The organism is Peribacillus cavernae (assembly GCF_003989135.1).
Taxonomy (GTDB): domain Bacteria; phylum Bacillota; class Bacilli; order Bacillales; family DSM-1321; genus Peribacillus; species Peribacillus cavernae.
The window spans coordinates 71,141-97,861 of sequence record NZ_RYZZ01000005.1 but is presented as its reverse complement, the minus strand read 5'-3'; the positions used below and the strand labels follow the sequence as shown (position 1 = coordinate 97,861).

Here is a 26,721-nt window from a genome sequence, read left to right as displayed (position 1 = left end):
ATGAGATTAAGTATAATAATGGAAATGAGTAGAGGCGTAAATAGGGGACAAGGGAGGAATAAGCTAGTGCTCTTCACTGGTAACGACAACTCTTTAGACGTATTTCTTGACGAAAACGAAGATACAAATCTTCACTTGGCTCTCAACTATTCTAAAGATTTAATTTCAATACATAATAAAAATGGTATTTTTACATACGTTTCTCCCTCGACTACTTCAATGCTTGGATATTCCCAGCATGAATTACATAAAACCAGCCTTTTTACATTCTGTCATCCCATTGATAAAGAGAAATTGAAGAAGAGGTTTGAGCAATATGCACAAAGTGGCGATGAGAGAATCAGATTCCGTTTTAGAAGAAAAGAAGGGGATTATATTTGGCTGGAAATGAATTGTTCCAGCATCAATAATGGACAACAAATGATATGCATATCCCGGGATATTACGGAGCAAATGACAACAGAGGAAGAAATACTGGAGACGCAAGAGAAATATCGTTTATTAGTGGAGTTCTCGAAAGACACGATCGGGATGATGACTGAAAAAGGGGTATGGACGTATATTAATGATGAAGGGAAGAAACTTTTAGGATTTACAAGCAGCAACGAAATAGTGGGGACGTCCTTATATGATTATATCTCCCCCTCTGATCATACTGTTTTGAGAAACTTTCTCAATGCCAAACAAAGTATCAATTTTGAAAAAAACTTGACCCGAAGTGATGGGGATATGAGAAAAGTGGAAATTCAGCTAATCCCCACTGTTTTCAAAAACAGAAAGATTTTTCAGATCATCATTAAGGACATTACAGGGCAAAAGAAAACGGAAGAACAATTGCAAAATGCAGAAAAGTTATCTATAGTAGGCCAGTTGGCTGCTAGTATCGCACATGAAATACGCAACCCTTTAACAGCGATAAAAGGTTTTGCTCAATTTCTAACGGAGGATAAGTCCAGCCATTATGGTGAAGTTATTCTAAATGAACTGGAAAGGATAGAAGGAATTGTTAATGACTTATTGGTGTTAGCAAAACCGGAATCAAATAATTTACAACAGGTAAATCTCATAAACGTCGTAAAAAGTGTTGTCGTTCTCCTTAACTCTGAAGCTTTGATTTCTAATATTACAATTGATGTAAAACATGACCAGTCAGAACTTATTATAAGCTGCGAAATTGATAAAATAAAACAGGTGATTATTAATGTACTAAAGAATTCAATTGAGGCAATGCCGGAAGGAGGACAAATCATAGTCAGTGTTAAAAAGGACAGAAATTTCGCATTAATACGAGTTCAAGATGAAGGGGTTGGAATTCCTGAAGAGCGGTTATCCAAGATTGGGGAGCCTTTTTTTAGTACAAAAGAAAAAGGAACTGGCTTAGGATTAATGATATGTAACAGGATTATAAAAAACCATGGCGGCAACCTGCATATAAAAAGTAAAGAAAATGAAGGTACAACTTTAATAATTCTCCTTCCTTTATATGAAAAATAGCACATCACCCCCCTGTACCGCAACGATAAAACGGATCAGAGGGGCTTTTTTAATTATCCGATCAGCTGATTTATATGCTTCATAAAATCGTCGATGGCTGCTGCAAGTTTTTTTTCCGCCTCTGCCATTGAGCTGCCCCGGACACCAAAATAGAATTTAATCTTCGGTTCTGTTCCAGATGGGCGCAGGCATACCCAGGTGTCATCTTCAAGAAAGTATTTAAGCACATTGGAGGCAGGCAATGTAATTTGTCCTTCAGTATTTGAGACAAGATCGTGACGGATACGAGTATTATAATCTTCAATTGTGATAATCTTTTGTGAAGCAATTTGCTGAGGGGGATTTTCCCTCATTTCATTGAGGATGCCAGTGATTTTTCTTGATCCCTCAATCCCTTTTAGTGTCAGGGATTGCAGACCTTCTAGATAGAACCCGTATTTGGCGAAAACTTCGAGTAAGCCCTCATACATAGTCTTACCTTTCTTTTTGTAGTATGCACAAACCTCTGCCGCTAGAATGGCGGCCTGGATGGCATCCTTATCCCGAGCGAAATCTTTGATCAGATAGCCATAGCTTTCTTCATAGCCGAAAAGGAAGCTATGCTCGCCCGTTTCGTTAAAGCTGTTTATTTTTTCAGCGATATATTTAAATCCCGTTAAAACATCTATCGTTTGCAAGCCGTAAGATTCCGAGATCGCCCGGCCTATTTCAGAGGTTACGATTGTTTTTAGAACGGCCCCGTTAGAAGGAAGTTTCCCTTGTTCTTGCTGTTGGGATAACAAATACTCTAAAAGTAAGGCCCCCGTCTGATTTCCGGTAAGAAGAATGTAATCCCCGGTATTATTTTTAACAGCAATCCCTAAACGGTCTGCGTCGGGGTCGGTTGCCAGCAGTAAATCAGCCCCTGCCTGGCGGCCCAAATTGATGGCCATTTCAAATGCAGCACGCTCTTCAGGGTTGGGAGAGGCAACAGTCGAAAAGTCCGGATCTGGTTGTTCTTGCTCTTTGACGATATGGACATTACGGTAACCTAAATCACTAAGCGCCCGACGTACAGGTTTATTACCCGAACCATGAAGGGGAGTAAAGACGATTGATACTTCGGTTTCATTTGGCAGAGATGGATTAAGAGGGAGCGTGAGCAATCTATTATTATAGGCTGCATCTATTTCTTTACCAATTATTGTGATCAATCCATTTTGTTTTAAAGTGTCTTCATCATTGACCTGAATCTGCAGTTCGTCATCAATCTTGTTTACAAAACTAATGACAACGTCGGCTGCTTCTGGACCAAGCTGTGCTCCATCCTTCCCGTATACCTTAAATCCGTTATATTCAGCAGGGTTATGGCTGGCGGTAATGACAATACCGGCGAATGCATGCAATTCACGTACAGCAAATGATAGCTCCGGCGTCGGACGAAGCTCATCAAACAGATAAGCTTTAATGCCGTTTGTAGCTAGGGTCTTGGCAGCCTCCATAGCAAATTGCGCCGATTTATGCCTGGAATCAAAGGCAATAACGACCCCGCGCTGCTTTGCCTCTGCTCCAAATGAGTCAACGTATCCTGCAAGACCAGCTGTAGCTTTTCGGATCGTATAAATATTTATCCGATTTGTTCCGGCTCCCAGCTCTCCGCGCATACCGCCTGTTCCGAATTCCAAGTTTTTATAAAAGGCATCCTCGATTTTATTTTCATCGTTGCTCATCTGTTTCAAGGCAGATGCAAGTTCCTCATCCATATCTTTATAGTCACTCCATGAACGATACACATCTTTCCAATGCATACAATAAACCCCTCCTTAGTCTGAACATCATTTTAGTTAAGTCAGCCTTTTGAGTATAGGCTATAGATAATTTTGATTATATCATTTTTTTAGGGAGATAGAATATGAGAAAAGTGGAATTCCAGCAGAAGAAGAAACGGAATCAGATAGCAACGACTGTTAAATTATAATACTATGAAACAAGGGACCGGCGATTGATGTTCTGGTTCCTGTTTTTATGTACTTTCTTCTCATTGGTATAAAAAATGAAACAGTCCAATTCAACAGGAGTGAGATTGAATGCATATCGAACTTTTAAAAAGAAAATTTGAAAGTCATTGAAATAAAGACCAAGCAGAGCCAATGCAGAAATACATGAAAGACTTATTTCTGTTTCTTGGCATCAAGTCACCGCTAAGAAAAGAGTTAACGAAAGAGTTTTTCCTGGAGAGCGGTATTTTAAAGAAAGATTTTCAGCCGGGATTTGTCACAATGCTCTGGAAGAAGAGGGAAAGGGAGTATCAATATGTTGCACTGGATTATCTAGAAAGGTCCCTCAAAAAACTGCAAAAGAAAGATCTTTTCTTAATGAAGGAATTAATAATAACCAAATCTTGGTGGGATACAGTCGATATGCTGGCCTCGAAGCCAGTTGGTAAAATTGCGGAAGACCACCCCGAAGTGATCATTGAGGAAATAGAAGACTGGAGTGTTTGCGATAATCTCTGGCTCCGCCGGACATCGATTCTGTTTCAGTTGAAGTATAAGGAAAGCACAGATGAAAACCTCCTTTATAAGTACATTTTACGGAATGCTGACAGCAAGGAATTTTTCATCCAAAAGTCAATCGGCTGGTCATTGCGGGAATACTCGAAAACAAACCCGGAATCAGTGAGGGAATTTATCGCTAGCAACCCGCTTGCTAGGTTGAGTGTGAGGGAAGGCAGTAAATATTTGTAACGATTTGCGCAACAACAGGGACAGAAGCCAAAATACGAGTGGAAACAATAGGGTTGTAAGCTGATTTAGGCGGGAAAATTGGGAATCAAGCGAAGGGAGGGACGTTAGCTGGAACCTTATTTGAAACAGATGTAGACATTAAGCGAAAAAATCCTGGAATCAAGCGAAAAAACAGATAATCGAGCGAAAACGATAGGGATTCAAGCGAAAAAACTGGGAATCGAGCGAAACAGGCTCTAAATTAAGCGAAAGATAGGAGTAAAGCTGGAACCCCCTTGAAGCAGACGGCATCATCAAGCGAAAACAAGGTTGAAATAAAAACCTCCCAGGAAAATTCCCTGAGAGGCTTCCGGCTAATTAAGCCGCAGCATCTGCCTGCTGCACACGTCTGTTGGAACGGATCAAAATTACAGCTAAAGTCAAGCCAGCAAAAATGATCAGGAACATAAGTAATGCTCCAACGTTTGCCCATAGCGAGCTATAATCGTTTAACGAAATAATCGACTTAAAGCCGCTAATTGAATATGTCAATGGCAAGAACCTGCTTAGCGATTGCAGATTATCCGGAAGCATTTGGATTGGCAGGGCAGATCCTGTCGTTGACAACTGAAGCACAAGGAATGCAAAAGCTGCAAACCGGCCGATATTTCCAGCCGATGCTACCAGGAAGAATATAATCGTCAGGAACGTTAAACTAACAAATACAGAAAAAAGAATCAGGCTGAGACCGTTTGTGAAATTTGACTTTAAAAAGAACGAAGCAAAGAATGAAACGATTAATGCCTGTGCTGTGGCAACACCGGCCATGTAGCCGAATTTCCCAGCATACCATCTGAACGGTGAAACAGCTATCACAGCTGGTATTCTCAGATCAAAGAGCAGCGATACTATTAATACACCAACAAAAAGTGCCAATGATAAGATATAAGGTGCGTTCGCATAACGATATTCCGGGAACTTATTGATTGTTTCACCGGCTAATTTCACAGGGGAGGAGAACTGGGAGAGATTATCATTCCCTGTATTAGTATTCCCTGCCTGTTCAGCACCGCCTGAAAGACCGCTTGCTAACTCATTGGAACCGCTTTCAATTTTGCTGACGCCGTCATCCACCTTGCCTAAGCCATCAGTTAACGAACCCCATCCTGTTTTTACCGTTTGAGTACGGTCACTAACCTGATTCATACCGTTATCAAGTTTGTTGGCACCGTCAGTTAGTGTGCCCCACCCAGTTTTAACGGTTTGGTTCCCGGCTGCTACTTGGTTTGTTCCATCTGAGAGTCTGGTTACGCCTGAGGTCAGAGTTTTCCAGCCCTCTTCAACAGATTGGTTTCCTCCGTTAATGGATGCAACAGAGTCTGTTACTTTGCCCCATGAAGAATTAACAGAAGCATTCCCTGCAGCTATTTTTCCAGTACCAGCAGCCAAAGAATTACTGCCTGCGGCTAATTCATTCGTACCAGTCGCCAAAGAATTACTGCCTGCAGCTAATTGGTCAGTGCCTGCTGCCAAAGAGTTACTCCCTGTGGCTAATTCATTCGTACCAGCAGCCAAAGAATTACTGCCTGTGGCTAATTCGCTTGCACCTGCCGATAGAGTATTTGCACCTTTAGATAGAGCACCTGCTCCTGTAGCCAACGCTAAAGCGCCAGTATTAAGTTCAGTTTGCCCTTTTATTAATTCATTAAGTCCTTCATCAATTTTTGTAGCTCCTGGGGCCGCCTGATCCAAACCTCCCGCAAGATTGTTAGCACCTTCTTTAAGCTGTCCAGTTCCTTTGGATAACTCAGCCATATAAGCAGATAGCTCTTTACTGCCCTTCATTAGTTGCTGAAACTCAGGATCCGCCTGAAGTAAAGGGATCTTTTTGGCAAGTTTATCTATCCCATCTGCCACCTGCTGGGCACCTACAGATAACTTCTTTGCACTATCATCTGCTGTAGCTAGACCGGATGCAAGTTCATTACTACCCGGTTCAAGCTTTTCGACCAGTCCGTTTTTGAGATTCTCACTACCTGCTTTTGCAGAGTTCAGACCTTCCAGTACTTTTGAAGATCCTTTTGAAAGTTTGTCGGCTCCATCAACTACTCCTTGTGCCCCAGTAGCGACTTGTTTAGCACCATCATCAACACTTTTAGAGCCAACAACAAGCCTAGTATCCCCGTCATTCAGGGTTTTAGAGCCGGAAGCGAGCCGTTTGGCACCATCATCCACGTTTTTAGTTCCGTCAGCCAGCTTTCTAGCTCCGTCATTCAGGTTATTAGAACCGGCAGCGAGCTTTTTTGCACCATCATCCACAGTTTTAGAGCCGACAGCCAACTGTTGAATACTACCCGAGCCGCCCCGTAAAGAGTTATAAAGAAGACCTGTACCGTTAGCAAGCTTAGTGATATCTCCAGATTTTTGCTGTAGATTTTGAAGAATTGTATGGGTGCCTGCATTTACCTGATTCGCACCATCTGCCAACTTTGCAATATCTGCCTGTTTGCCAATCAAAGAACCATAAAGCGTAGTTGTACCCGCTTTCAATTCTTTAGAGCCATTAGCGAGCCTGTCAATATCGGGCGCTTTTTCTTCAAGTGACCCTAATATTTGGCCTGTTCCTTTATGAAGCTCATTGGCACCTTCATTTAATTTTTCAGCGCCGTCAGCACCATCTTTGAAGCCGGTTGCAACATCTCCAAGACTTGTGAACACATTTTTCGTGTAGGTTTCGGTAATCTTATCAGCTAATTGTGAGCGAATCTTTTCAGCAGCATTGTTTGTTACCTGCGCCGCCATGAAGTGTAAGCCTTCATTTTGGGTGAATTTCAATTCAGGCTTCTGTGGATTCTCGTCCATTACAGTAGTTACCTTCTGTGAGAAATCTTTCGGAATTTCGATGACCATATAATAGTGATTATCTTTTAATCCCTTTTGTGCTTGTTTAGAGTCAACAAACTCCCAACCAAGCGTTTTGCCCTTCTTTAAATCAGTAACTAAATCATCACCGACGTTTATTGCTTTTCCCCCAGACATTCCTCCTGCATCATTATTGACCACGGCTACTGGCAGGCTGTCCAAATTGTCATACGGACCCCAGTCTGCGGTAAGGATGATTACCGCGTAGATAAGCGGCACTAATAAAGCAGCAATAATCGCAAGGATGAATCCTCTCCTCTCACCTATGCGGCCAGTACGTAAACCAAGACCTTTCATATGTTTCCTCCTGTTCATTTTCATAATAATTTATATAAAAAATGGCTGAATGAAGCTTCAGTCATTTTACTATTCTATATATTTTGATATCCACTACTAAACTACTGCTTATTTATTACTAAATTTAAAAAATTTGCTTGGTTTTGACGAAAAGAGAGTAAATATGGAGTATCAGCTTGGGAAGCAATCAGCAGGTTAGGATAAATAAGCGAAAATAGTTACAGCCGTGTTAATTGTGTTACCTTGACAGTAAAATAATAGAAAAGAGCAATCCGCCTTTTACAGGAGAATTGCTCTTTTACTAGTAATTTGGGTAAATATGATTATAGCGTTTTAGAACCAATGAATCTCGGTTTCCAATATGAATTTTTAAGGCTCGCGATGCTGACACCTTTGGAAGATGATGAGTTCTTTCAAATTATAATTGTTTAAAACCAATAAGCCTTTTTTTGAAATATGATTCATCAATTGAACTGATTCTCACGCCTTTGCTTGAACTGGCGTGGATAAACTGTCTGTCTCCAAGATAAATCCCCATATGTGAGATGACCGATTTGCTGCCTTCGTTCGGTGAAAAGAAAACCAGATCTCCAGGTCTTGGGGAAGTTACCTTCTTTCCAAGATCATAATAAGTCGAGGATGATAGTCTTGAAATTTGATAGCCTGCGTTTTTAAATACGTAATAAACAAAGCCGCTGCAATCGAATCCGGAAGGTGATGATCCAGCCCAAGAGTAAGGGACGCCGATTTGTTTTTTTGCTTCACTTATTACCCTGTCTACTCGCTTATCTGCGTTTTCTGTTCTATCAGAAGTTGCAACAGCTTCTGAAGGCTTTAATGTAGATTTGCCGATTTTTAAAGTTTGCCCGGTATAGATTACATCGGATTTTAAGTTGTTTAATGATTTTAAGTCAGTGACAGAAACGCTTGATTTGTTGGCAATTGCCCATAGACTGTCGCCATTCTTGACGATATATGTACTTACTGCAGCAGGGGTCTGTGTTGTTGACGTTTCATTGTTTATGGTTGGAGCGTCATTTTTAGGAAGTTCAATTATCGTCTTGTTGCCATTTTTGGAAACAGTGAGTTTTTGTCCCGGATAGATTAGATGGCCTTTCAGCTTATTCCAGCTCTGCAATTCCGCAAGGCTAATGCCGTACTTATTTGCAATCTTAATGAGGTAATCGCCTTTTTTTACGGTATAGGTCGTTGTCTTCGTTTTTTCGACAGTAATTTGTGAAGCAGCTGTTTTGGCGTTCTCCGAGATGGTTAATTTTTGATTGGTATGTATTAAGTCGGAAGCTAGATTGTTCAGCCGCTTTAGCTTGCTGACAGTGGTATGATGCGTGTTTGCTATTTTTGAGAGGTTGTCTCCGCTTTTAACGGTGTATGTACTGGCCATGGTGGATGAAGCAAATGCTGAAGAAAGAATTGCTGCTGTCGAAATAGTGACAATATGTTTTTTCAAAATCTTTCACCTCTATACATCTTTTGTCACCATTCTACCAAATATATCCTCTATCAATATTACAGTTTCATTACAAAACGCGATAAACTAGTTAATTTGTTGAAAAATAGGGGCTTTTGCATAGAAATAAGGAAGTTGTACAGCCGATGATCAATTGCTGTACAACTTCCTTATAGACTAGCCATTTTCATTTTCTTATATCAACAAGTTTAAAAGTGGAGCTCAGGATGCGAAAGTAGTGCCTCATATGTGAAATTTTCTAAATATTGCTATGATGGCCGTAACGATGTATCAGATAAATTTCATACTTCTGAAAGAAATAAAAAAAGACCGACACCATAAATTACTTTGTGTAATCGTATGGGTCGGTTCGCCTTCACCTATTGAGTGATACTTCTTTGTTTGTGTTGTGTAGATTGATTAATTTGTTTAACTTGAGTCCTTGCTTTTGGTATCGTCAAAATATATTGATTAAAAGGCAATAATTGGGTGACTCGAACTGTTAGAATTGAACCTCCAAGAATTATAAGAAAAACGACTGGAAAAAGAACTGTATTCCAGAAAAAGTCAGGTGCGATCTGCTGAAAGGAATAAAGTACAAACGGGTGTACGAGGTAAATAGACATCGAAAGTGTCCCGATACTAGTCAAAAACCCTTTTAACCACTTAAACTTTACTATTTGCTCGGTAATACCTATTACGAATAATGTAAGCAATGGTATATTTAACATGTTTGTAGCCCTGTTAGACGGAATGGAACCTACAATTTTGTACTCATATACTGCAAGGGCGATTATTATTACAACAAGAACACTAAAAACATGAACATACTTTTTGGAAAGCCTAGCTATTGGTTCCCAAAAGTAAGCGAGGAATCCTCCGAACGTGAAATAGAAGATCCAGCTCGGTAAAAAGGCTCTCTGATTAAGAATTGTTCTCCACAAGCTTTCAAACTGGCCAGTTGTATAAGAGGTTAAAAAGTAGAGGTTAACAATAATAGCCAGCCCTAATAAAACAACCCAGCTTTTTCGTGAACGAGCTAGCTGAAAGATAGGAAAAACTAAATAAAACTGAAAAACAATCGACATGAAATAAAGATGATAAAACGAATTACCAAATATAAAATTCACCAAAAACAGTTTTTCCCCGGCTTGCAGGGGGTTCTGTCCCTCCATTAGATACATAAACACTAAATAAAAAACACTCCAAAAGAAAAAAGGAATGACGATTTTGGTAAAACGAGAAGTAATGAACTTATTAAATTTAAATCCTTTATTCCTTACTTGATAGAATAGAAGAAATCCACTAATCAACGCAAAGATTGGAGTTCCAAAGCGACTGATTTGATTAATAAAAAAAGTAAAGTCATTCCATACCTTTCCTTGATTATTATAGAAAGCTGCTGATACATGGACTAACACCACCATTAAACACGCCAGAGCCCTGAGATAATGAATCTCAGTTATATGTTTTCTTTGATTACTCATAAAATACACCTCCTGAATAATTTTTCTAGAAAAATTATCTTTCAGCGAGCTCTGTATGCATCAGATAAATAAATAAACTATAAAGATGCTGAAGAACTTCGAGAAATGTAGATTTGAACACCTTTACTATCTTACCATTTTTAAAAGAGGAGTGATAGAACCCTTGGATTAAAAGATGAATACAATTATTGTAAAATAATTACGTTTTTATATGTAATTAATCCTATTACTTTATATTTAACAAACTTTATTGAAGAAGGATTTACAATAATTAAGAGAAATTATTAGAAGATAAGAAATTTAAAGGGGGCATTATGATGAGGAACAAGAAAGGTACAAATATATATCTTCCATATTACCTATTTTTAAATCTATTACAGGAAAAATAAACAATAAGAGAGAATCATTGTATTGATAAAAATTTTTCATAAAAAGCGGGAGGTAATATCCGAAATGCGCATCAACAAAAAGAAAATGTTTGCAGCAATGTCCGCGGCTACTCTTGTTTCCAGTGGGTTCGTTTCAATAGCTCCACAGCCGGCATCTGCAGCTGTTAGTACAAGTTCCGCTAAAAGTCTTGTTTCCAAAGCGGAAAGTGCTGCTTACCGTTTACACACTCTTTATACAACCGTAGGAAGGTATCATGTGATAACCACTGAGTTTACGGCTGCCAAATCCCAATATACATCCGCATTAAAGGCCGTTAATAGCCTCCCCTCATCTAGCACAAAAACAGACCTTCTCAAACGCTTGCAAAAGGTGAAAGGATATTTAGATCGCGCTACGAACTTTAATAATGCGCTTTATGCTGCCTCGAATGTATATAAGCATATTGGCTATCTAGAAGAGATATTAAAAAGAGATACCCTAAATCGAAACCAGTTAAGAACCGAGTTGACCAAACTGAAAAGTTTGACAGAAGTTATGCGAAATGCCATTAATAAACTATATAGTAGCAAAGTGCAATATGATCTTGAGAATAAGTATCTGTCCGTGTACTTCTTTTCAGATGAATTGCACCGGATACTGGACGATACGTTATATCCACTTGTAGAAGATGTTACAGAAACTAAGTATAACGTAATGAACATCATTTTATTCGATGTTTCAGGCTTAAATACTGCCGTGGCAATGAATAAAAATAATTATAAAATTGACGGGAAAGTGATTCCAACCAACTCTGTAATTAAAGTTTTACAATCAGGTAAACATCAGTCTACCGTTCAAATAACCCTGCCGAAAGAAACTATATTGGAAACAAAGCCTTATTCTATAGCTGTTTCAAGCTTAAAGGATAAATATGGTTTTGTTATGAATGAAACAAGAACGAATGAAGTGAATTTGACTGATAATGTCAGTCCTGTCCTAAAAGAAGTGAAAATTAATGAATCCCAACCAAACCAATTGATCTTTTCGTATAGTGAGCCTCTAGCAACTCCAATTAAACAGTCTGATATAAAGATGACGGTCTATGGTACAACAATCCCTACATCAAAAATTCGTGTAACTCCCGAGCTCAATGAGTCAGGACAGGCGACAGGACGAGATCTTGTTAGTTTAGATTCTACCATTCATCAACAAGCGGATATCTGGGATCAATATTACATAGAAATGGACAGGGTAGACGGATTCGGTGATCGGGATCTTTTACTGGGTTTTTCCGATTCCTTTGCCCAATTAAATGAATTTACTGTTGGAACAAATGCTACAACAGTGTCTGTAGACAAATCACCAAACCGCAACTTATTAAAAGCGAATACGACAATAACCATAAATGAGCAGTAAAAAAATGGATAAGAGGCGTTCAACCCTTTGGGCTGAACGCCTCTTATTATTTTTTGTATTAGAAAATAAAGTGAAAGTTAGAGATAAATAGATTTGTAAACAGTCTTCAAAAATACTAATATGATGAATATGGGACCAGGTAGTATTTTATTATGCAGGGAAAACGACTATGGGTGTATTAGCATAAGGAGAAATTTCATAATGAGTGAAGAACAAAAAGAAAAATTTTATAAAGTGTTAAAAAAGTATTATGAAATAGGTACAGCTGGTAATAATGTCAGCCTAAAGGATGTTATGCAGGAACTTAAAGGAGAATTAACCGGTTTAGTTGAAAAGGAATAAGGGATATTACTTTACTGCTTAATCAATCATAAAAGGACTTCTGAAACTTTAATATCTGAAGTATCAAGCATCACTGTTCAAAATGTTTAACAAGATAAGAAGAACATAAAACCCATCCAATTTCAAATATAGTAAGGGATACGTACATAGGCGTATCCTTTTTTTGTTTGCAATTTCCAAATGTATGATCGTCCAAAGCTTTTTTAATAGTATACAGTGATCTAATCGAGGATCTCATGCTGTATATAAATTTTACAAATGGTTGAATGACTTTTAAAAATAATGAAACTAAAGTTTTACAAACTATTTAACTAATAAATACAATTTTATTGCTATTTTTACATATATTATCAATGCCGATTATTACTTAATGATTTCAATTTTATTACAAATGAAAGGTTTACTTCACCTTTTATACAAAAATAGAAACTATTACAAAAATAAATTACGAAATAATTGCAAAAAAAGCTAGAATTTCCTAATTACATATAATAATATAGGTATTACAAGAAAGACTTGGAAATTTTTCAATGCAATCTTGTGTAATGGAGACTTAATTACTATTGATAAGAAATAAATGGCAAAAAAGGCTGTTATTTCCTACACTCACTAGTATAATAGTCTATAGTTTGATAGCTATCGAAAATTGTCATCAATTGTCAAACATTCGATGGACTACTTTAGATATCGAAGGGAGAACTTTAAAAAGATGAACAAAAAGAAAGCAATTAAAATCGCTACTGCTTCCGCAATCGCTGCTACAGGTTTTGTAGCTGCAGCTCCTACTCAAACAGATGCTGCTGTCAACGTAAAAGGTGAAGTTGCCAGAGCAAAAACAGTTATGTATGACGCAATGTATGCATACAGCAAACCATGGCTTGCTACCGATGAACTTGTAGACCGTACTGTAGCTTATGCTGCATATAAAAAGGGTGAAGCACAATACAAATATGCAGTCAACTATGTGAAAAAATATGCTCCTGCTAAAGAAAGAACTGGAATTTTAACTGAACTTGCAAATGTACGCACTAAGTACTTGCTTGGACGCTCATTGAATTACATAAAGTCATGGAATGCTCTTGAGCTAGTAGTTGAACCTGCCGCTGCAAAATTAGTAAATAATGTAGAAAAAGCTACTTCAGTAGAAGCGATTAATGCCGCAAAAGCAGAGTTGAAAAAAGTATACGATGGCCAACAAGGAGAGCTAAGCAAGGTTGTTGAATCCAGCATTAAAGCCCATGTCAAGAGTGAAGCTAAAAATGCTTACGACGATGCAATTGTAATAGCTGATGAAAGTATCGCTGAGTTGCAAAAAGGACTTAAAGTTAAAGAAGTAAGCGCAAGTGCTGATAAAGCAATCAACGAAGGCGAAACTTTAACTCTTCCTGAAACAGTTGAAGTTACTCTTGTTAACGGACAAAAGGCTCAAAAAGCTGTTAAGTGGGACACATCTAAAGTAGATACCAAAAAAGCTGGTAAATACGAAGCAAAAGGCGATATAGATGATACAGACCTAGAAGCTACTGTGAAAGTTGAAGTTAAATCAGTTGCTCCACAAGTAACTGATGTAAGTGCGATTAACTCTAAAACTGTTAAAGTAACTGGTACTTTCCTTGATAAGTTAAAAGCTGAAAACTTCTCATTAGAAGGGAACAAAGTGACTGCGTTTACGGTCAACGCTGAAACTGGTGAAGGAACGCTGACTTTTGAATCTGTCGTTCCATCTGGAAAAGAGCAAGTTCTTAAGCTAACTGAAAAAGTAGAGGGCGAAGCTGACAAAGTTATAGAATTCAAATTCACTTATACATTAGCAATCGAAGCTATTTCAGCTAATGCATTAATAGTGGATAACGACACTGCCAACCAATCATTAACTTTCAAACTTAACAAAGATGTTTCTGATGCAGATTTAGCTTATGTAAAAGCTGCTGGATACACAGTTGAATTCCAAGCTACAAGTGCAGTATTTGCTAACGGTAACAGTAACTCTGATACTGGTGTATTAGCAAGCAGTGATTTACCAGAAAAATTTGCTTACAAAGTTGTTATTTCCGATATGGATGGAAAAAAGGTAGCTGAATCAAACCTTACTGAGGTAAAAGTTGTTGACAAATCAAATGTAATTAAATCGATTGATAGCTTTAAATTAGTAAAAGGTGACTTGGAATTAAGCAGCAACACAGTAGTAGCGAGCGAAGAAGGAGTACAGATTAAAGGTGTTGTCGGCGACAAAGCAGATGGTACTAACAATACTGATATAACTGGTTTAGTAGAATACTCTTCATCTAACAAAAATGTTGCTATTGTAGATTCTATGGGTGTTATTTTACCGGTAGCACCTGGTACAACTACAATCACAATTAAATCTGGTGAAGCAACTAAAACATTTACATTAACAATAGCTTCGAAAGCTCGTGAAGTTTCAAACCTAACATTAAGCACTTCTTCCGTTAGATTAGTAGAAGCAGGTTCTAATGCAACTGTTGGTGTAGTTGTAAAAGACCAATATGGCGAATTGGTTGATAGTTTTAATCTTGCTAATCTATCATATGAAGCTTCAACTGTTTCTGTTGATGGCGAAGCTAAACCAATTGTAGCAGTAGTAGGCGGAACAACTGATGAAAAAGGAAAAGCCTCCTTAACATTATCTCCAAAGGTTGCAGGAACTGGAACTGTAAAAATTAAATCCGGAGATACAGTACTAAAAACAATAACTGTTTCTGTATCTAAAGAAATAGCTGTCGCTAATCGTAAATTTGAATTAGCTGATTCTGCAAAAGATACTACATTGGACTTGTTCACAGAAAAAGACGACGCTACTGTTATGTTTAAATATAATCAATATAATGCATCCGGCTATCTACTTGGTGCAGAAGATAACATTACTGAAGCAGATGGCGACGGAACTTATAAAGTTTCTAGTTCCAATCCAGCTGCAGCAAGCGTCGGAGTAACAGCAGATGGTACTATCACTGTTACTGGAGTAAATAATGGTTCAACTAATATTATTGTAAAAGAAGGTTCTGTAGAAAGAGCAAGAGTAACTGTTAATGTAACTGATTCAACTCCAACTCTTAAAACTATAACTTTAAAAGAAGTTAATAAAGTAACTAGAGCTGGAGCTGTTGAGGCAGATGACGTACTCTCATTAAAACCTTCTGAAGGGGTAAACATTGATAGAGCTGTTCAAAATCTTACTTTAACTACATCTTCTACAAATGTTGTTCGTTTAGATGAAGCTACAGGAAAGCTTTATTTAGATAATCCAGCTGGTACAGGAAGTATGGTTGGAACGTTTGAACAAGATAAAGAAACTCCAATAGGTACTATAGGTATTACAGAAAACTTAGCTGGAGCTCCAGTGGGTACTACATATACAGTAGCTGCTGGTTCAAAGGGTACACTTGTTTACTCCATTAAAGATTCAAGTGGTAAAGTTGTTGCTACTCAAGTAATTGAAGTAGAAGTACCTGTTACAACTCCTTAATAAAATAAACGAAACGTTACTTTATAAGCTAGTATTCTAGCGAAAATATGTAAAGGCTAATGCTGTAGTTACTCTAAAAAAGTTACTGTAAGTTATACAAAATTTGTTGAGAAAGCTCCCGGCGATTCGCCGGGAGCTTTCTGCTGAAAAAGTTTGAAGTGCAAAGAGGGTAAGATGATAAAAATGCAACGAAATAAGACGCTATCCCTGTTTTAAAATTAATCAAACGATTGATTAAAATAGTAAATTGCTACGCTAATAAATACTTGGTGCCATCCAGGTGTTAAGTAGTTATATTTGTGCCGAAAAATAAAATAGGAATAAAATACCATGAAAGGTAAACCTAGGCATAGTATAATTAGGAAAAAGAGGAGGATAAGAAGATGATGACAAACAAAAATCATATTACTATCTTAATTAGTACTACGTTTATTATCATGTTACTAATTTTGTTGCCGGGTCAGAAAAGTGCAGAAGCAAGAGTCATTGAGACCCCTTTTTACACGAATTCTAAGTGGCTAAATGAACCCGTAATTTATACTGATCCAAGTGGTAATGTGTATGCAAATGAAAGTGGAGATTTAGAAGCTATTTCATGGGCAGGCAAGAAAAAATGGAGATATGCTACTCCTTACCGCGAAATAAGCAATGTGACTTTCGACAAGGCAGGAAACATATATGCAGACAGTTGGTATTTTATCCATTCAATAACGAATACCGGTAAGGTACGTTGGGTTTATAATCATCACAGGGAAGGAATCTCCAAGCCGATTATTACTAACGCAGGAAATGTATTATTCTCGGAGACAGGGAACGGGAACGACCCAGACCCGGACAATTGGTATTCTGATTACAAGACAGTCACGTTAAATAGTACTACAGGTAAAAAGATTTCAGAGACCGCTAAAATAAACCAAATTGAGGGCAAAGACAACAATTATTATAAGCTAGATAATGGAAAGATAGAGTCAACCACTAAAGCTGGGAAAATCCGTTGGACATACCCTGGGAAATTTTCAGAGATTACACAGGGAAGGGGGAATAACCTTTTATTAAGGGAAGAGAATATTAATAAAAGACATTATTTCAGGATTGTAAATATTGGTTATGACGGAAAAGTAATTGGTAAGACGCCAGAAATGTATGGTATCGAGGTTAATACCTTTTTAACAGTCGGTGCGGGAACGTTTTTTATTAATAACCAGGAAAATAAAATGATCACATCCTACTTCAATAATGGAAAGAAAAAATGGCATAAAGGATACTCTCCAGGCTATATGGAAGGTCTTTTAACAGTGCAAAATAACCAGCTTTATTTAAGAGAGCAACGCCAGGATCATAAATATTATAAGTATAAAAAACTATCCCTAATTGATAGTTATGGGAAAACGAAATGGTCCTATTCAGGAAACAATGTAACTCTTCCTGTTGCTGACAGCAAAGGGAATGTCTATGTTGGTAGAGATATAACCAAAATATTTAAAGTAAAATAGGAAAAAACTAGCCAAAACTCAACAATTAAGAATGAAGAATATTAGGCTTTTTTTAAAAAATAAAACTGTCCCAGGTAGGGACAGTTTTATTGTTGCGGGAAAACTTGAGGCAGGAGGTTGTTTTTAAGTAGAAACGAAGAAATCTCTGTATCTTTTAAAACCTTATTGTAACCTTTTTGACAGGCATTTACATTTACTGGTTTTTTCGTTTCGTTATTGATGCACTTACCTGACGAAAAGATACCATCATGAGATGCGATATAATCGTAATCATCTGAATAAAATGAGTAACGGGTTGTTTCATAAGCAAATCCAACATACCCTTTTCGTTCAATGTCTAGAGGCTTTCCAAATTGGACAAGAGGGCGGTCGATACCGAGCAGCGACGTTAAAGTCGGATAAATGTCCATTTGGCTGCCAACAATATCATGAGTTTCACCCGTCTTTTGTTTAGGATGATGAATAATCAAAGGAATATTAAAGCGACTTTTTTCTTCAAAGGTAACATTAAGCAGTTTCTTCACTTCTGATTTATCCTTCGGCAATAAACCATAGTGGTCTCCGTAGACAATGAAAATAGTATCATCCCAAATATTTTCTTTTTTCAGCAAATCGATATATATACCGAGAGCCTGGTCAAAATAGCGTATACTTTGTAGATAATTCCCTGTTGGTGTACCGGTTAATGAATCAGGCAAATTCATGAATTGATAATCCTTTGGCATCTCGAAAGGTCTATGGTTTGTTAAAGAAACAATAAAACTATAAAAAGGTTTTTTGTCTTCTTTGTATATATTGACCATTTGTTTGAAGATGCTTTCATCTGATATACCCATACCAATGATTTCATCTCGTTTCAGCTTTGAATGATTAATATGGTAGAAGGCTTGATACCCTTGCTTCGGATAAGCTAGCTCTCGATTCCAAAAGTCAGGTTTATTCCCATGGGTAGCACTTGTACTGTAGCCTTCTCCTTTTAATACTTTCGCTAAAGACAGATAATCATTCGTGGGGTATTGCTTATAAATCCCTCTTTCCGCCATAGGATACACTGAGTTATTGGCAACGAACTCTGCATCTGAAGTGTTTCCATGACCTATTTGCAGGTAAGTATTTGGATAGTAATGACTCGTCTTAATCAGCTTATTTATATTGGGAGTCACTTCTTCACCCTTCACTTCCAGTCCTAATGGAAAAGTGTTCAGCGATTCCGCTTGAATCATTATAATATTCTTTCCGTTGAATTTCCCATAATAAGGGGAGCTTTTTTGATATATTTGATTCTCTTTTAAATATTTTCTTATTTCTTTCAGTTCTCCTGTTTGCTGGAGAGCATTTTCTTCCGCTTCGACTTTTTTCGAGATAGTATTCGATAAATCATGAATATGGGCAGGAAGGATACCAGTTAGAGCGACTTTATATTGGTCTGAGAAGTTGTCTTTTAATGGATAAAAAGCAGCGGTTAAAATAAACGCCATACCTACAACGAGAGCGGTAAGACTTCTTATCGGAGTTTTCTCTTTGTCTTTTTTCTTATAGAAAAGAACGAGAACCATCGCCACAAGAACAATGTCTATCCAATACCAATAATCCGTTTTGTATACTAGAGTAGCAATTGAGTCCTTTACATCTCCCACTTGATTTGCCTGGCTCAATAATTCGATGTGTAGAATAGAATCATAATAACGCTCATAAAGAACATCCGCATATAAAAGGAATGAAACTATTAAATAAAGCAGAAAAGCAAAACTCAACTTAAACTTAGATTTTCCGGAAGCCAGGATCCCCCCTATAAGAAGGCCAAGGCCGCTTGAAGAAAATAGCAATAATTTCTTATGCGGCGCTAACTCTATCTCATGAATGAAATACAGCGTTTTTAAAACCCAACATAAACTAATAAATCCTACAGTGAAGAAAAATAATAGAATCGTATGTCTTTGATTTTTCGAAAATGGAAGTAACAATTTTTTTCACCTCATTTAACAAATGGCTTCTAGCGAAAACTTTAGGTTATATAGTCAGTCATAGAATTATTATTCTATAGGAAACTGTAAAATTCCTTACTTTATTTTAACAAAAAATTTTCAATTAATTAACAATATTTTAACATTAGCATTTATATATTCATATTTAAAGCTCCACTTACTAACTTTCTAAAAATTCGAATGTAAGTATTATTAGAATTTTGGGCTTAAAAATGGCGGAAATTTGCAGAGATAGTTGGATGTATGATAATATATAAGAACAATAAATTGTATATATTTGTAAAAATGAACAATTCATATACATTGTTTACTGCTATTAACTGCTTGGGGGGAGTCTGTAAGTATCATGAACAATGAAGTAGAATTTAATAGAATAATTGAAAGTCTTAAAAAAACTTCTCCAAAGATTATTGGAGGTTATAAAAAAAACAAGGGTGGGCCGTAAAAGTTTTGGATAAGAGCAGTAATGAATCGATTGAGGCCGAAAATGATACTATTACAGCAAAAGCAGTTCTTGAGGCTAGTGATGGGATCTATTATCCGTCCTTTTTAACATTGGACATGAACAATAATGGCCAACTTGCAGGAGCATATCTTATTGTAGGGGAAGAAGATCAGTTTAGCTTGATCCCATATGAGATTGCTAAGGAATTTATCCGGAAACCAGAAAATGATTTGATTCCTTTTAAATACCGTACTCTTGAAGGGTGACGAATTTTAGCAAAATTGGCCTGATTTTTCATAATGGAATAAACCTTACTCCTACTAACCTTATCCTATCTGATCGACATATAAAAACTAAGCTGTCAACGGCTCATGTATTTCATTGAGCACGCTCCCAGCCTAGCTTTTGAAATTAGTAGGATTCAAATGTGGATAGCATATGTAAAATTTGTATATAAAGAAGAAGAAAAAAGAGCTTAAACTGTTTCAGCTCTTTTTTGTTGTTTTGAATTATTGTTGCGTTGGTTGGTATACTTTCCATCTTGACATATTAGGTTCAGGTTTTTGGACAAGCTCCGCAGGGAAGATGAATGTCCATGGTTTACTTGTATTTGCTTTCACTTCAAAGTTATTCAGCTGAAACCCACCCTGACAAATGATGTCTGCATCTCCATCCTCGACAACTAATGGAATTTGTTCCAATTGAATATTTTTATTACTTCCATTTCTAATTAATATGGTTACCGCAAAAGCCCCATCCTGAACGAAGGTTGCTTCAATCCCCATAAAGTTAATTTCTCCATGAGATAACTTAGGAAGATTATGGACAGTTTGCTCAAGATGCTGTCGCTGTGCAGGAGATATTTTGTTCTCCCAAGTAGATTCCAAATCGAGATTATGGGTAGTGTCTTCTGATGAGTGTGATTGTAGTTCAAACGCAATTTTCCAGTTATCGTTAACAGGTATTGTTTCTGTTAACTTATCTTCTTTCTCAAACAAGAACCTCCATGGTCTGCAGGAAAAGGGAGGAATTTCTCCTATTTCATCAAGCTCGAATTGGCGTTTGGCAAAAGGGTTGCCTTTATCATCTAAAAGAAAAAGATCTACAGCTTCAAACTTTATCGGCTTTGAAAGCGTATTTCGTAAAAAGGCAACCACAACAAACCCTTCCTCATAATCTATTAATTTAATTCCACTGATAGATATCTGATTTGGCTTCAATTTAGGAAGTTGTTGGTGGTGATATTGATAGACAAACCGTTCTTGAGGCTCCTCTTCCCATTCGGGATGAAAGGAAAGAACGGTAGTAACCCCTGCTTGAGTAAGTTCTTGTTCTACTGATTCCTCTATGGTCACAGCAATTGGGTCTTGCTGATCTTTTTTTCCCCTACGAAATAGTGCCATGATTGAAGAGTTCCTCCTCAGTAGTGATATTAAGTTCATGTTGGCTTCTTATATTCTCGATAAACTGAATACTTATTTTTGAATAGATTTTATGAAGCAGCTGGTTAAATCCTTCCAATGCTTCAAATTCAAATATTCGATAAGGGTCCTCTTGTGCATAGCCGCGCAAACCGTTTCCTTCTTTTAATTCAGTCATTGCATCGAGGTATTGAATCCAATTACTATCTATTTGTTGCAGCATTAAACGTTTTAGCTGATAGACAATGGTTTCGTCATCTTTAAGCTCCAAGGTATTCGTTTTCAGTTTTTCAAATTCCGTAATAATTTTATCGGAAATCTCTTCGCGTTCCATTTCCTGGATTTCCTCTTCACGCCAATCGTGAAATGGTAATTCCTCAATCATGCCTTTAACATTCCATTCCTCTTCATTAGCAGTACAATATATCTCCATCGTTTTTGTAAAAAAGTTATGCATATATCCATGTAATTCAGCGAAAAGTTCAGGACCTTCTAATTCAAGAAGGCGGTCTCTCATTGAATAGATGATTTTGCTTTGTTGGTCAGCTGTGTTATCAAGCTTTAGCAGATGATTTCGGGCAGAGAAATGATTGCTTTCAATCGTTTCCTGTACCTTTTCCACAAATTTCAAAGGATCAGGAGAAATAACAATTCCCTCTTCGTTTATCTTTACCTTCTTTTTGAATCGTGCGAAATCATCTTCGTCATAATAGGTGAACAAATCATCATCAAGCGAAATACTGAATTGAGATGATCCGGAATCGCCCTGACGGCCTGCACGTCCTCTAAGCTGCATGTCAATCCTGTTGCTTTCATGTCTCTCGGTACCGATAATATGAAGGCCGCCTAATTCACGGACTTCCTCACCAAGAAGGATATCGGTTCCTCTTCCTGCCATGTTGGTCGCCAGCATAACTTGGCCTTTTTGTCCAGCCATGGAGATGATCCGGGCTTCATCTTCTTCCGTTTTTGCATTCAAGATTTGATGTTTGATATGGGCCTTTGTTAAGTAGTCTGATAGTTTCTCTGATTGCTCGATTGAAATTGTTCCTATTAAAACGGGTCTTTCTTCTTTGTGAAGCCTTTTGACCTCTGAAACGATATACCGGACCTTGGACTCATAATCATAAAAGACCTTGTCTTCTATATCAACCCTCTGAATTGGACGATTTGTTGGTACTGTTATTACGGGCAGATGGTATGTATCATAGAATTCCTTTTTGGAAGGCGTGGCACTTCCGGTCATGCCAGAAAGCGTTTTATACATTCGGAAGTAATTTTGGATCGTGATCGTTGCCTGGGTTTCGTTTTCTTCCGTGATCTCCAGACTTTCTTTTGCTTCAATCGCCTGATGAAGGCCATCGCTGAATGTCCTTCCTTCCATTACCCGCCCGGTAAACTTATCAATGATCAGTACTTTGTTTCCTTTTACAATATAGTCGACATCTCTGATCATGACCGCGTGAGCTCTTAGCGCTTGCATGACATTATGAAGCAGTACTTGGTTCTCTTCATTATATAGATTGTCAATTCCGAAGGCTGCCTCGACTTTTGAAGCTCCTTGATCTGTTAAATTGACCTGCTTCACTTCCGGGAATAATTCGCAGTCTTTTTCATTTTTAAAGGTTTTTATCAATTGGGCAGTGATTTCTGACAACTCGGCGCCTTGGTTGGATTTGCTTGCAATGATAAGCGGGGTTCTTGCTTCGTCGATCAAAATGCTATCGATTTCGTCCACAATTGCATAATGATGGCCCCGCTGTACTTTATCCTCTTTGGTTGTGACCATATTGTCGCGCAAATAATCAAAACCAAATTCAGTTCCTGTTCCGTAGGTAATATCAGATGCATACGCGGATTGTTTTTCATCCGGCTGCATTTCAGAAATGTTCAATCCCACTGTTAGTCCAAGGAATTCATGAACTTTCCCCATTTGTTCTTTATCACGTCGCGCTAAATATTCGTTAGCTGTAATGATGTGAACACCTTTGCACTCCAGAGCATGGAGGTAGCTGGGGAGGGTGGCGACAAGAGTTTTACCTTCCCCGGTTTGCATTTGCGCAATGGATCCTTCATGGAGGACAAAACCGCCGATCAACTGAACATCATATTGTCTAAGCCCTAATACGCGTTTAGAAGCTTCTCGGATTACTGCAAAGGCTTCTGTTTTGATATCCGAAAGGCTTTCCCCGTTTTGTAATCGATTTTTAAAAGAAATAGTCATATGTTTTAGTTCTTCATTTGAAAGCTTTTCATACCTTATTTCCAGTTCATTAACTCTATTTGCCATTTTAGTGAGCCGATTTAAATCTTTCGCACTATCATCAAAGATTTTCTTCACTTTGGATATCATTCTGTTCTCCCCTGTTTCCGTAGTTAAATGAATCTATTAACCAGATAAATTATAACATAACTACTATTTTTTTATTCCGGAAACAGTTTTTTCCTATTAAAAATATTTTGAAATCTTTATATCTGGAAATCTATTGTTTGGGATATTATTATGAAAAAGTGCAGAATCTAAAAAATATTTTGGTCCTGTACCGGATTCCATACAAGAAAAAAATTAAATCCCGAAACACTGGATGCAGGCTGAAAGGAGTCATATGAGTTTGAAGTTCCGGAGAATTGGGAATCAGGTTTCTATGTGGTCAAAATGGTTAATACGGATTTGAAGAAGAGTTATGTTCCATTTGTTTTGAAGATCCTGAACCTACGCAAAAGATTGGGGTAGTAATCGCTACAAATACTTATCAGGCTTAAAATTGAAATAATGACTCAAAACGCACTTAGCAAATTATTGAATGAATAAAAAGTAAATGGCATGTCCGTTGCATTTTTTGTAAAAAAACAAAATTTATTGTCATTTTTTAACGTCGAATTAAATAAGGAAGAAGTACAAACTACAGATAACCAATATCTTACACAGCTAGTTACAATAAATTTTGTTGAATGTTGTTGTTTTTGTGTTACACTAAAAAAAGATGATTTTTATTAAAAATTAAGGAGTTTTAAGCATGGACAAGAATTTAATAATTGCGGTTTTTGCATCTTTTATCACTGTCCTTCTTGTAACTCCGTTTGTGATGAAATTAGCTGTAAAAATCGGAGCCACTGATAAACCGAACTCCAGGAAAGTTCATACAAAACTTATGCCGCGACTAGGTGGTTTAGCCATCTTCATTGGTGTTGCTGTAGGCTACTTTATATCAGGATTATACAATGAACATATATACTCCATCACTTTGGGCGGAGTTCTTATCATTGCCCTCGGTATACTCGATGATAAATATGAATTATCCGCTAGGATAAAATTGGCCGGGCAGATTATAGTGGCTTTTCTTATCGCACAATCCGGGCTTACCATCGATTTTCTTTATATACCTTTTGTAGATAAAATCGATGTCGGTTTTTTATCTATTCCGCTCACAATTATCTGGATTGTCGGCATTACCAATGCAATCAATCTAATTGATGGGTTGGATGGCCTGGCAGCTGGAATTTCTTCCATATGTATTGGAACAATAGCTTTTATGGCAGCCATGAATGGAAATATACTTATCTTTACAATTGCGATGGTTGTTTTAGCAAGCACACTTGGATTTCTATTTTACAATTTTCATCCGGCGAAGATATTTATGGGAGACGCCGGGTCGTTGTTCCTTGGATATATCATTTCAATCCTGTCTTTATTAGGACTTTATAAAAGTGTTACTTTATTTAGTTTTGTAGTCCCTATTATTATACTCGGTGTTCCGGTTTTTGATACAAGCTTTGCCATAATAAGAAGAATTGTGAATAAAAAACCGATTTCAGCACCGGATAAATCACATCTTCACCATAGAATAATGGCGCTTGGCATTTCCCATCGCGCAACCGTGCTATATATTTATGCTTTGGGAATAATATTTAGTGCAAGTGCGCTTATATTTTCCAAAGCAACATTATGGGGTTCGATATTTATTATCGTAGGCTTGCTGCTTGTCACATCGTTAATAGCTGAAACAATAGGCTTGGTAAACGAAAGATATAAACCATTCCTTAAGGCTTACAAGAAATTTGGAGGCAGAAACAATTGAGCTGTAGGTAATTAATCACCTACAGCTTTTTTATTTAAACAACTTTTGGAGAAACAATAAGGAGTTATTATGAATTCAACTCTCGTTATTCTATCTAACAGATATCCATATATCCCTGGTGAGGAATTTCTTAAGGCGGAATTGGATGTACTTTCTAACCATTTCGAGAAGATTCTTCTAATACCGACAAATCGTGATATTATATATGATCAAAAAAACTGCAGGGATATTCCTGAAAATGTTGAAGTCATACACTTGTTTGAAGGGGATAACCGGACTTCATTCTCAAGGGTTATGGACATTTTGAAGAGTCCCATAAATATGAGATGGTTTAGAGCTGAATTGTCCCATTCTTTGCATCATGGAATAAAAGCTCCATTAATTATGCTGAATCGCCTTGCCCTTGCTTGTGAGATTAAGAACAAACTTCAAAACATAACCGGTGGAAACCAGGATTTTATTTATTATTCATACTGGTTAACTCCTTCCGCACTGGCTTTGGCAATACTAAAAGAGGAAGGGAAGATTACAAGAGCGATTTCAAGGGTTCATGGCGGTGATTTATATGCTGAACGGCATAGCCCTGCCTATATTCCGTTTCAGGGTAAGGTCATTTCGGCTCTTGATCGTACTTATCCCATTTCCGAAAATGGTTTGAAATATTTGGCTCAAAAACATAGTGGGATGGAAAATAAACTTTTAGTCCAGAGGCTGGGGACGGAACCTACGCTGGACTTTGCCCAAATCAACTGGAATAAACAATCAGACTCTCTTAGGGTGGTGAGCTGTTCTTACTTAAAACCTGTGAAAAGGATTCACTTATTAGCCGAGGCATTGAAACATTGCCATTTTCCGGTTGAATGGACACATATAGGGGATGGACCGCAACGTGAACAAATCGAAGGAGTTGTTAAAACTATTCCTGAACAGATTAAAGTAAAAATGTTGGGAAATAAAACAAATGATGAAATAATGGAGCTATACCGTACACATGAGTTCGATTTATTTGTCAACGTTAGTGAAAGCGAAGGAATTCCGGTAACGATCATGGAGGCGTTTAGCTTTGGAATTCCAGTATTGGCAACAGATGTTGGCGGTACTTCTGAGGTTGTGAATGCTGATAATGGGATTTTATTGCAAAAAGATATTGAGCCATTGGATATAGCGACACAGTTAACAAACTTTTACAGCATGCAAATAGAAGAAAAGGCCGTTAAAGGAAAAATGGCTTATTCGACATGGAACAACTCTTATAATGCAGACAAGAATTATACTAAGTTTGCAACTTTGCTAAAGGATTAGAGGTTTTCC

Annotated in this window: 15 protein-coding genes and 2 pseudogenes; 10 read left to right on the top strand and 7 right to left on the bottom strand. The window is 37.4% G+C overall.

Features of this window, described 5'->3' with window-relative positions; all coding sequences use genetic code 11:
- The first annotated feature begins 66 nt into the window (after window positions 1–66).
- Window positions 67–1,494: a PAS domain S-box protein gene (locus ELQ35_RS03665; protein WP_246025958.1), complete on the top strand. Its 1,428-nt coding sequence runs from the start codon at window positions 67–69 to the stop codon at window positions 1,492–1,494.
- Window positions 1,495–1,547: 53 nt separating this feature from the next.
- On the opposite strand, the gene ELQ35_RS03660 is transcribed toward ELQ35_RS03665, so the two are convergent.
- A complete protein-coding gene (locus tag ELQ35_RS03660; RefSeq protein ID WP_126863478.1) occupies window positions 1,548–3,281 on the bottom strand; it encodes a phospho-sugar mutase in 1,734 nt (577 codons plus the stop codon).
- 333 nt (window positions 3,282–3,614) lie between these two features.
- Between ELQ35_RS03660 and ELQ35_RS03655 the strand changes: the two are divergent.
- A pseudogene (locus tag ELQ35_RS03655) lies at window positions 3,615–4,220 on the top strand (DNA alkylation repair protein); the annotation flags it as partial.
- 357 nt (window positions 4,221–4,577) lie between these two features.
- Here the strand turns inward: ELQ35_RS03655 and ELQ35_RS03650 are convergent.
- The 3 genes from ELQ35_RS03650 to ELQ35_RS03635 form a co-directional block, all read right to left on the bottom strand.
- Complete coding sequence (locus ELQ35_RS03650; protein ID WP_185861648.1) at window positions 4,578–7,418, bottom strand: YhgE/Pip domain-containing protein; 2,841 nt, start codon at window positions 7,416–7,418, stop codon at window positions 4,578–4,580.
- Window positions 7,419–7,836: 418 nt separating this feature from the next.
- A complete protein-coding gene (locus ELQ35_RS03640; RefSeq protein WP_126863475.1) occupies window positions 7,837–8,886 on the bottom strand; it encodes a C40 family peptidase in 1,050 nt (349 codons plus the stop codon).
- A gap of 380 nt (window positions 8,887–9,266) precedes the next feature.
- A complete protein-coding gene (locus ELQ35_RS03635) occupies window positions 9,267–10,373 on the bottom strand; it encodes an acyltransferase (RefSeq protein WP_126863474.1) in 1,107 nt (368 codons plus the stop codon).
- A gap of 453 nt (window positions 10,374–10,826) precedes the next feature.
- Between ELQ35_RS03635 and ELQ35_RS03630 the strand changes: the two genes are divergently transcribed.
- From ELQ35_RS03630 to ELQ35_RS03620, 4 genes are all read left to right on the top strand, one after another.
- A complete protein-coding gene (locus ELQ35_RS03630) occupies window positions 10,827–12,158 on the top strand; it encodes a hypothetical protein (protein WP_126863473.1) in 1,332 nt (443 codons plus the stop codon).
- Window positions 12,159–12,359: 201 nt separating this feature from the next.
- Window positions 12,360–12,500 (top strand): hypothetical protein, encoded by a 141-nt coding sequence (locus ELQ35_RS22500; RefSeq protein ID WP_185861647.1) that lies wholly within the window; start codon window positions 12,360–12,362, stop codon window positions 12,498–12,500.
- A gap of 709 nt (window positions 12,501–13,209) precedes the next feature.
- Window positions 13,210–15,987, top strand: a complete 2,778-nt coding sequence (locus tag ELQ35_RS03625; RefSeq protein WP_185861646.1) for an Ig-like domain-containing protein — start codon at window positions 13,210–13,212, stop codon at window positions 15,985–15,987.
- A gap of 383 nt (window positions 15,988–16,370) precedes the next feature.
- Complete coding sequence (locus tag ELQ35_RS03620; protein ID WP_126863471.1) at window positions 16,371–17,480, top strand: hypothetical protein; 1,110 nt, start codon at window positions 16,371–16,373, stop codon at window positions 17,478–17,480.
- Between the two features lie 86 nt (window positions 17,481–17,566).
- Here the strand turns inward: ELQ35_RS03620 and ELQ35_RS03615 are convergent, their stop codons facing one another.
- On the bottom strand, window positions 17,567–19,444 hold the full coding sequence (locus ELQ35_RS03615) for an LTA synthase family protein (protein WP_126863470.1): 1,878 nt from the start codon (window positions 19,442–19,444) through the stop codon (window positions 17,567–17,569).
- A gap of 471 nt (window positions 19,445–19,915) precedes the next feature.
- Between ELQ35_RS03615 and ELQ35_RS03610 the strand changes: the two genes are divergently transcribed.
- Complete coding sequence (locus ELQ35_RS03610; RefSeq protein WP_307364736.1) at window positions 19,916–20,176, top strand: hypothetical protein; 261 nt, start codon at window positions 19,916–19,918, stop codon at window positions 20,174–20,176.
- A 243-nt stretch (window positions 20,177–20,419) separates the two neighbouring features.
- Here the strand turns inward: ELQ35_RS03610 and ELQ35_RS03605 are convergent, their stop codons facing one another.
- Window positions 20,420–21,313: an accessory Sec system S-layer assembly protein gene (locus ELQ35_RS03605; RefSeq protein WP_126863469.1), complete on the bottom strand. Its 894-nt coding sequence runs from the start codon at window positions 21,311–21,313 to the stop codon at window positions 20,420–20,422.
- The gene (secA2, locus tag ELQ35_RS03600; RefSeq protein WP_126863468.1) at window positions 21,297–23,684 is read right to left on the bottom strand and encodes an accessory Sec system translocase SecA2; all 2,388 of its coding nucleotides are present in this window, start codon (window positions 23,682–23,684) and stop codon (window positions 21,297–21,299) included. Before secA2 ends, ELQ35_RS03605 begins: the two co-directional genes overlap by 17 nt.
- 258 nt (window positions 23,685–23,942) lie before the next feature.
- Here secA2 and ELQ35_RS23645 point away from each other — a divergent pair.
- From ELQ35_RS23645 to ELQ35_RS03590, 3 genes and pseudogenes are all read left to right on the top strand, one after another.
- A pseudogene (locus tag ELQ35_RS23645) lies at window positions 23,943–24,065 on the top strand (hypothetical protein); the annotation flags it as partial.
- Window positions 24,066–24,348: 283 nt separating this feature from the next.
- Window positions 24,349–25,410 carry a glycosyltransferase family 4 protein gene (locus ELQ35_RS03595; RefSeq protein ID WP_126863467.1) on the top strand — a complete coding sequence of 354 codons (1,062 nt, stop codon included), beginning with the start codon at window positions 24,349–24,351 and terminating at the stop codon, window positions 25,408–25,410.
- Window positions 25,411–25,479: 69 nt separating this feature from the next.
- Complete coding sequence (locus tag ELQ35_RS03590) at window positions 25,480–26,712, top strand: glycosyltransferase (RefSeq protein WP_126863466.1); 1,233 nt, start codon at window positions 25,480–25,482, stop codon at window positions 26,710–26,712.
- Window positions 26,713–26,721: the final 9 nt, after the last annotated feature.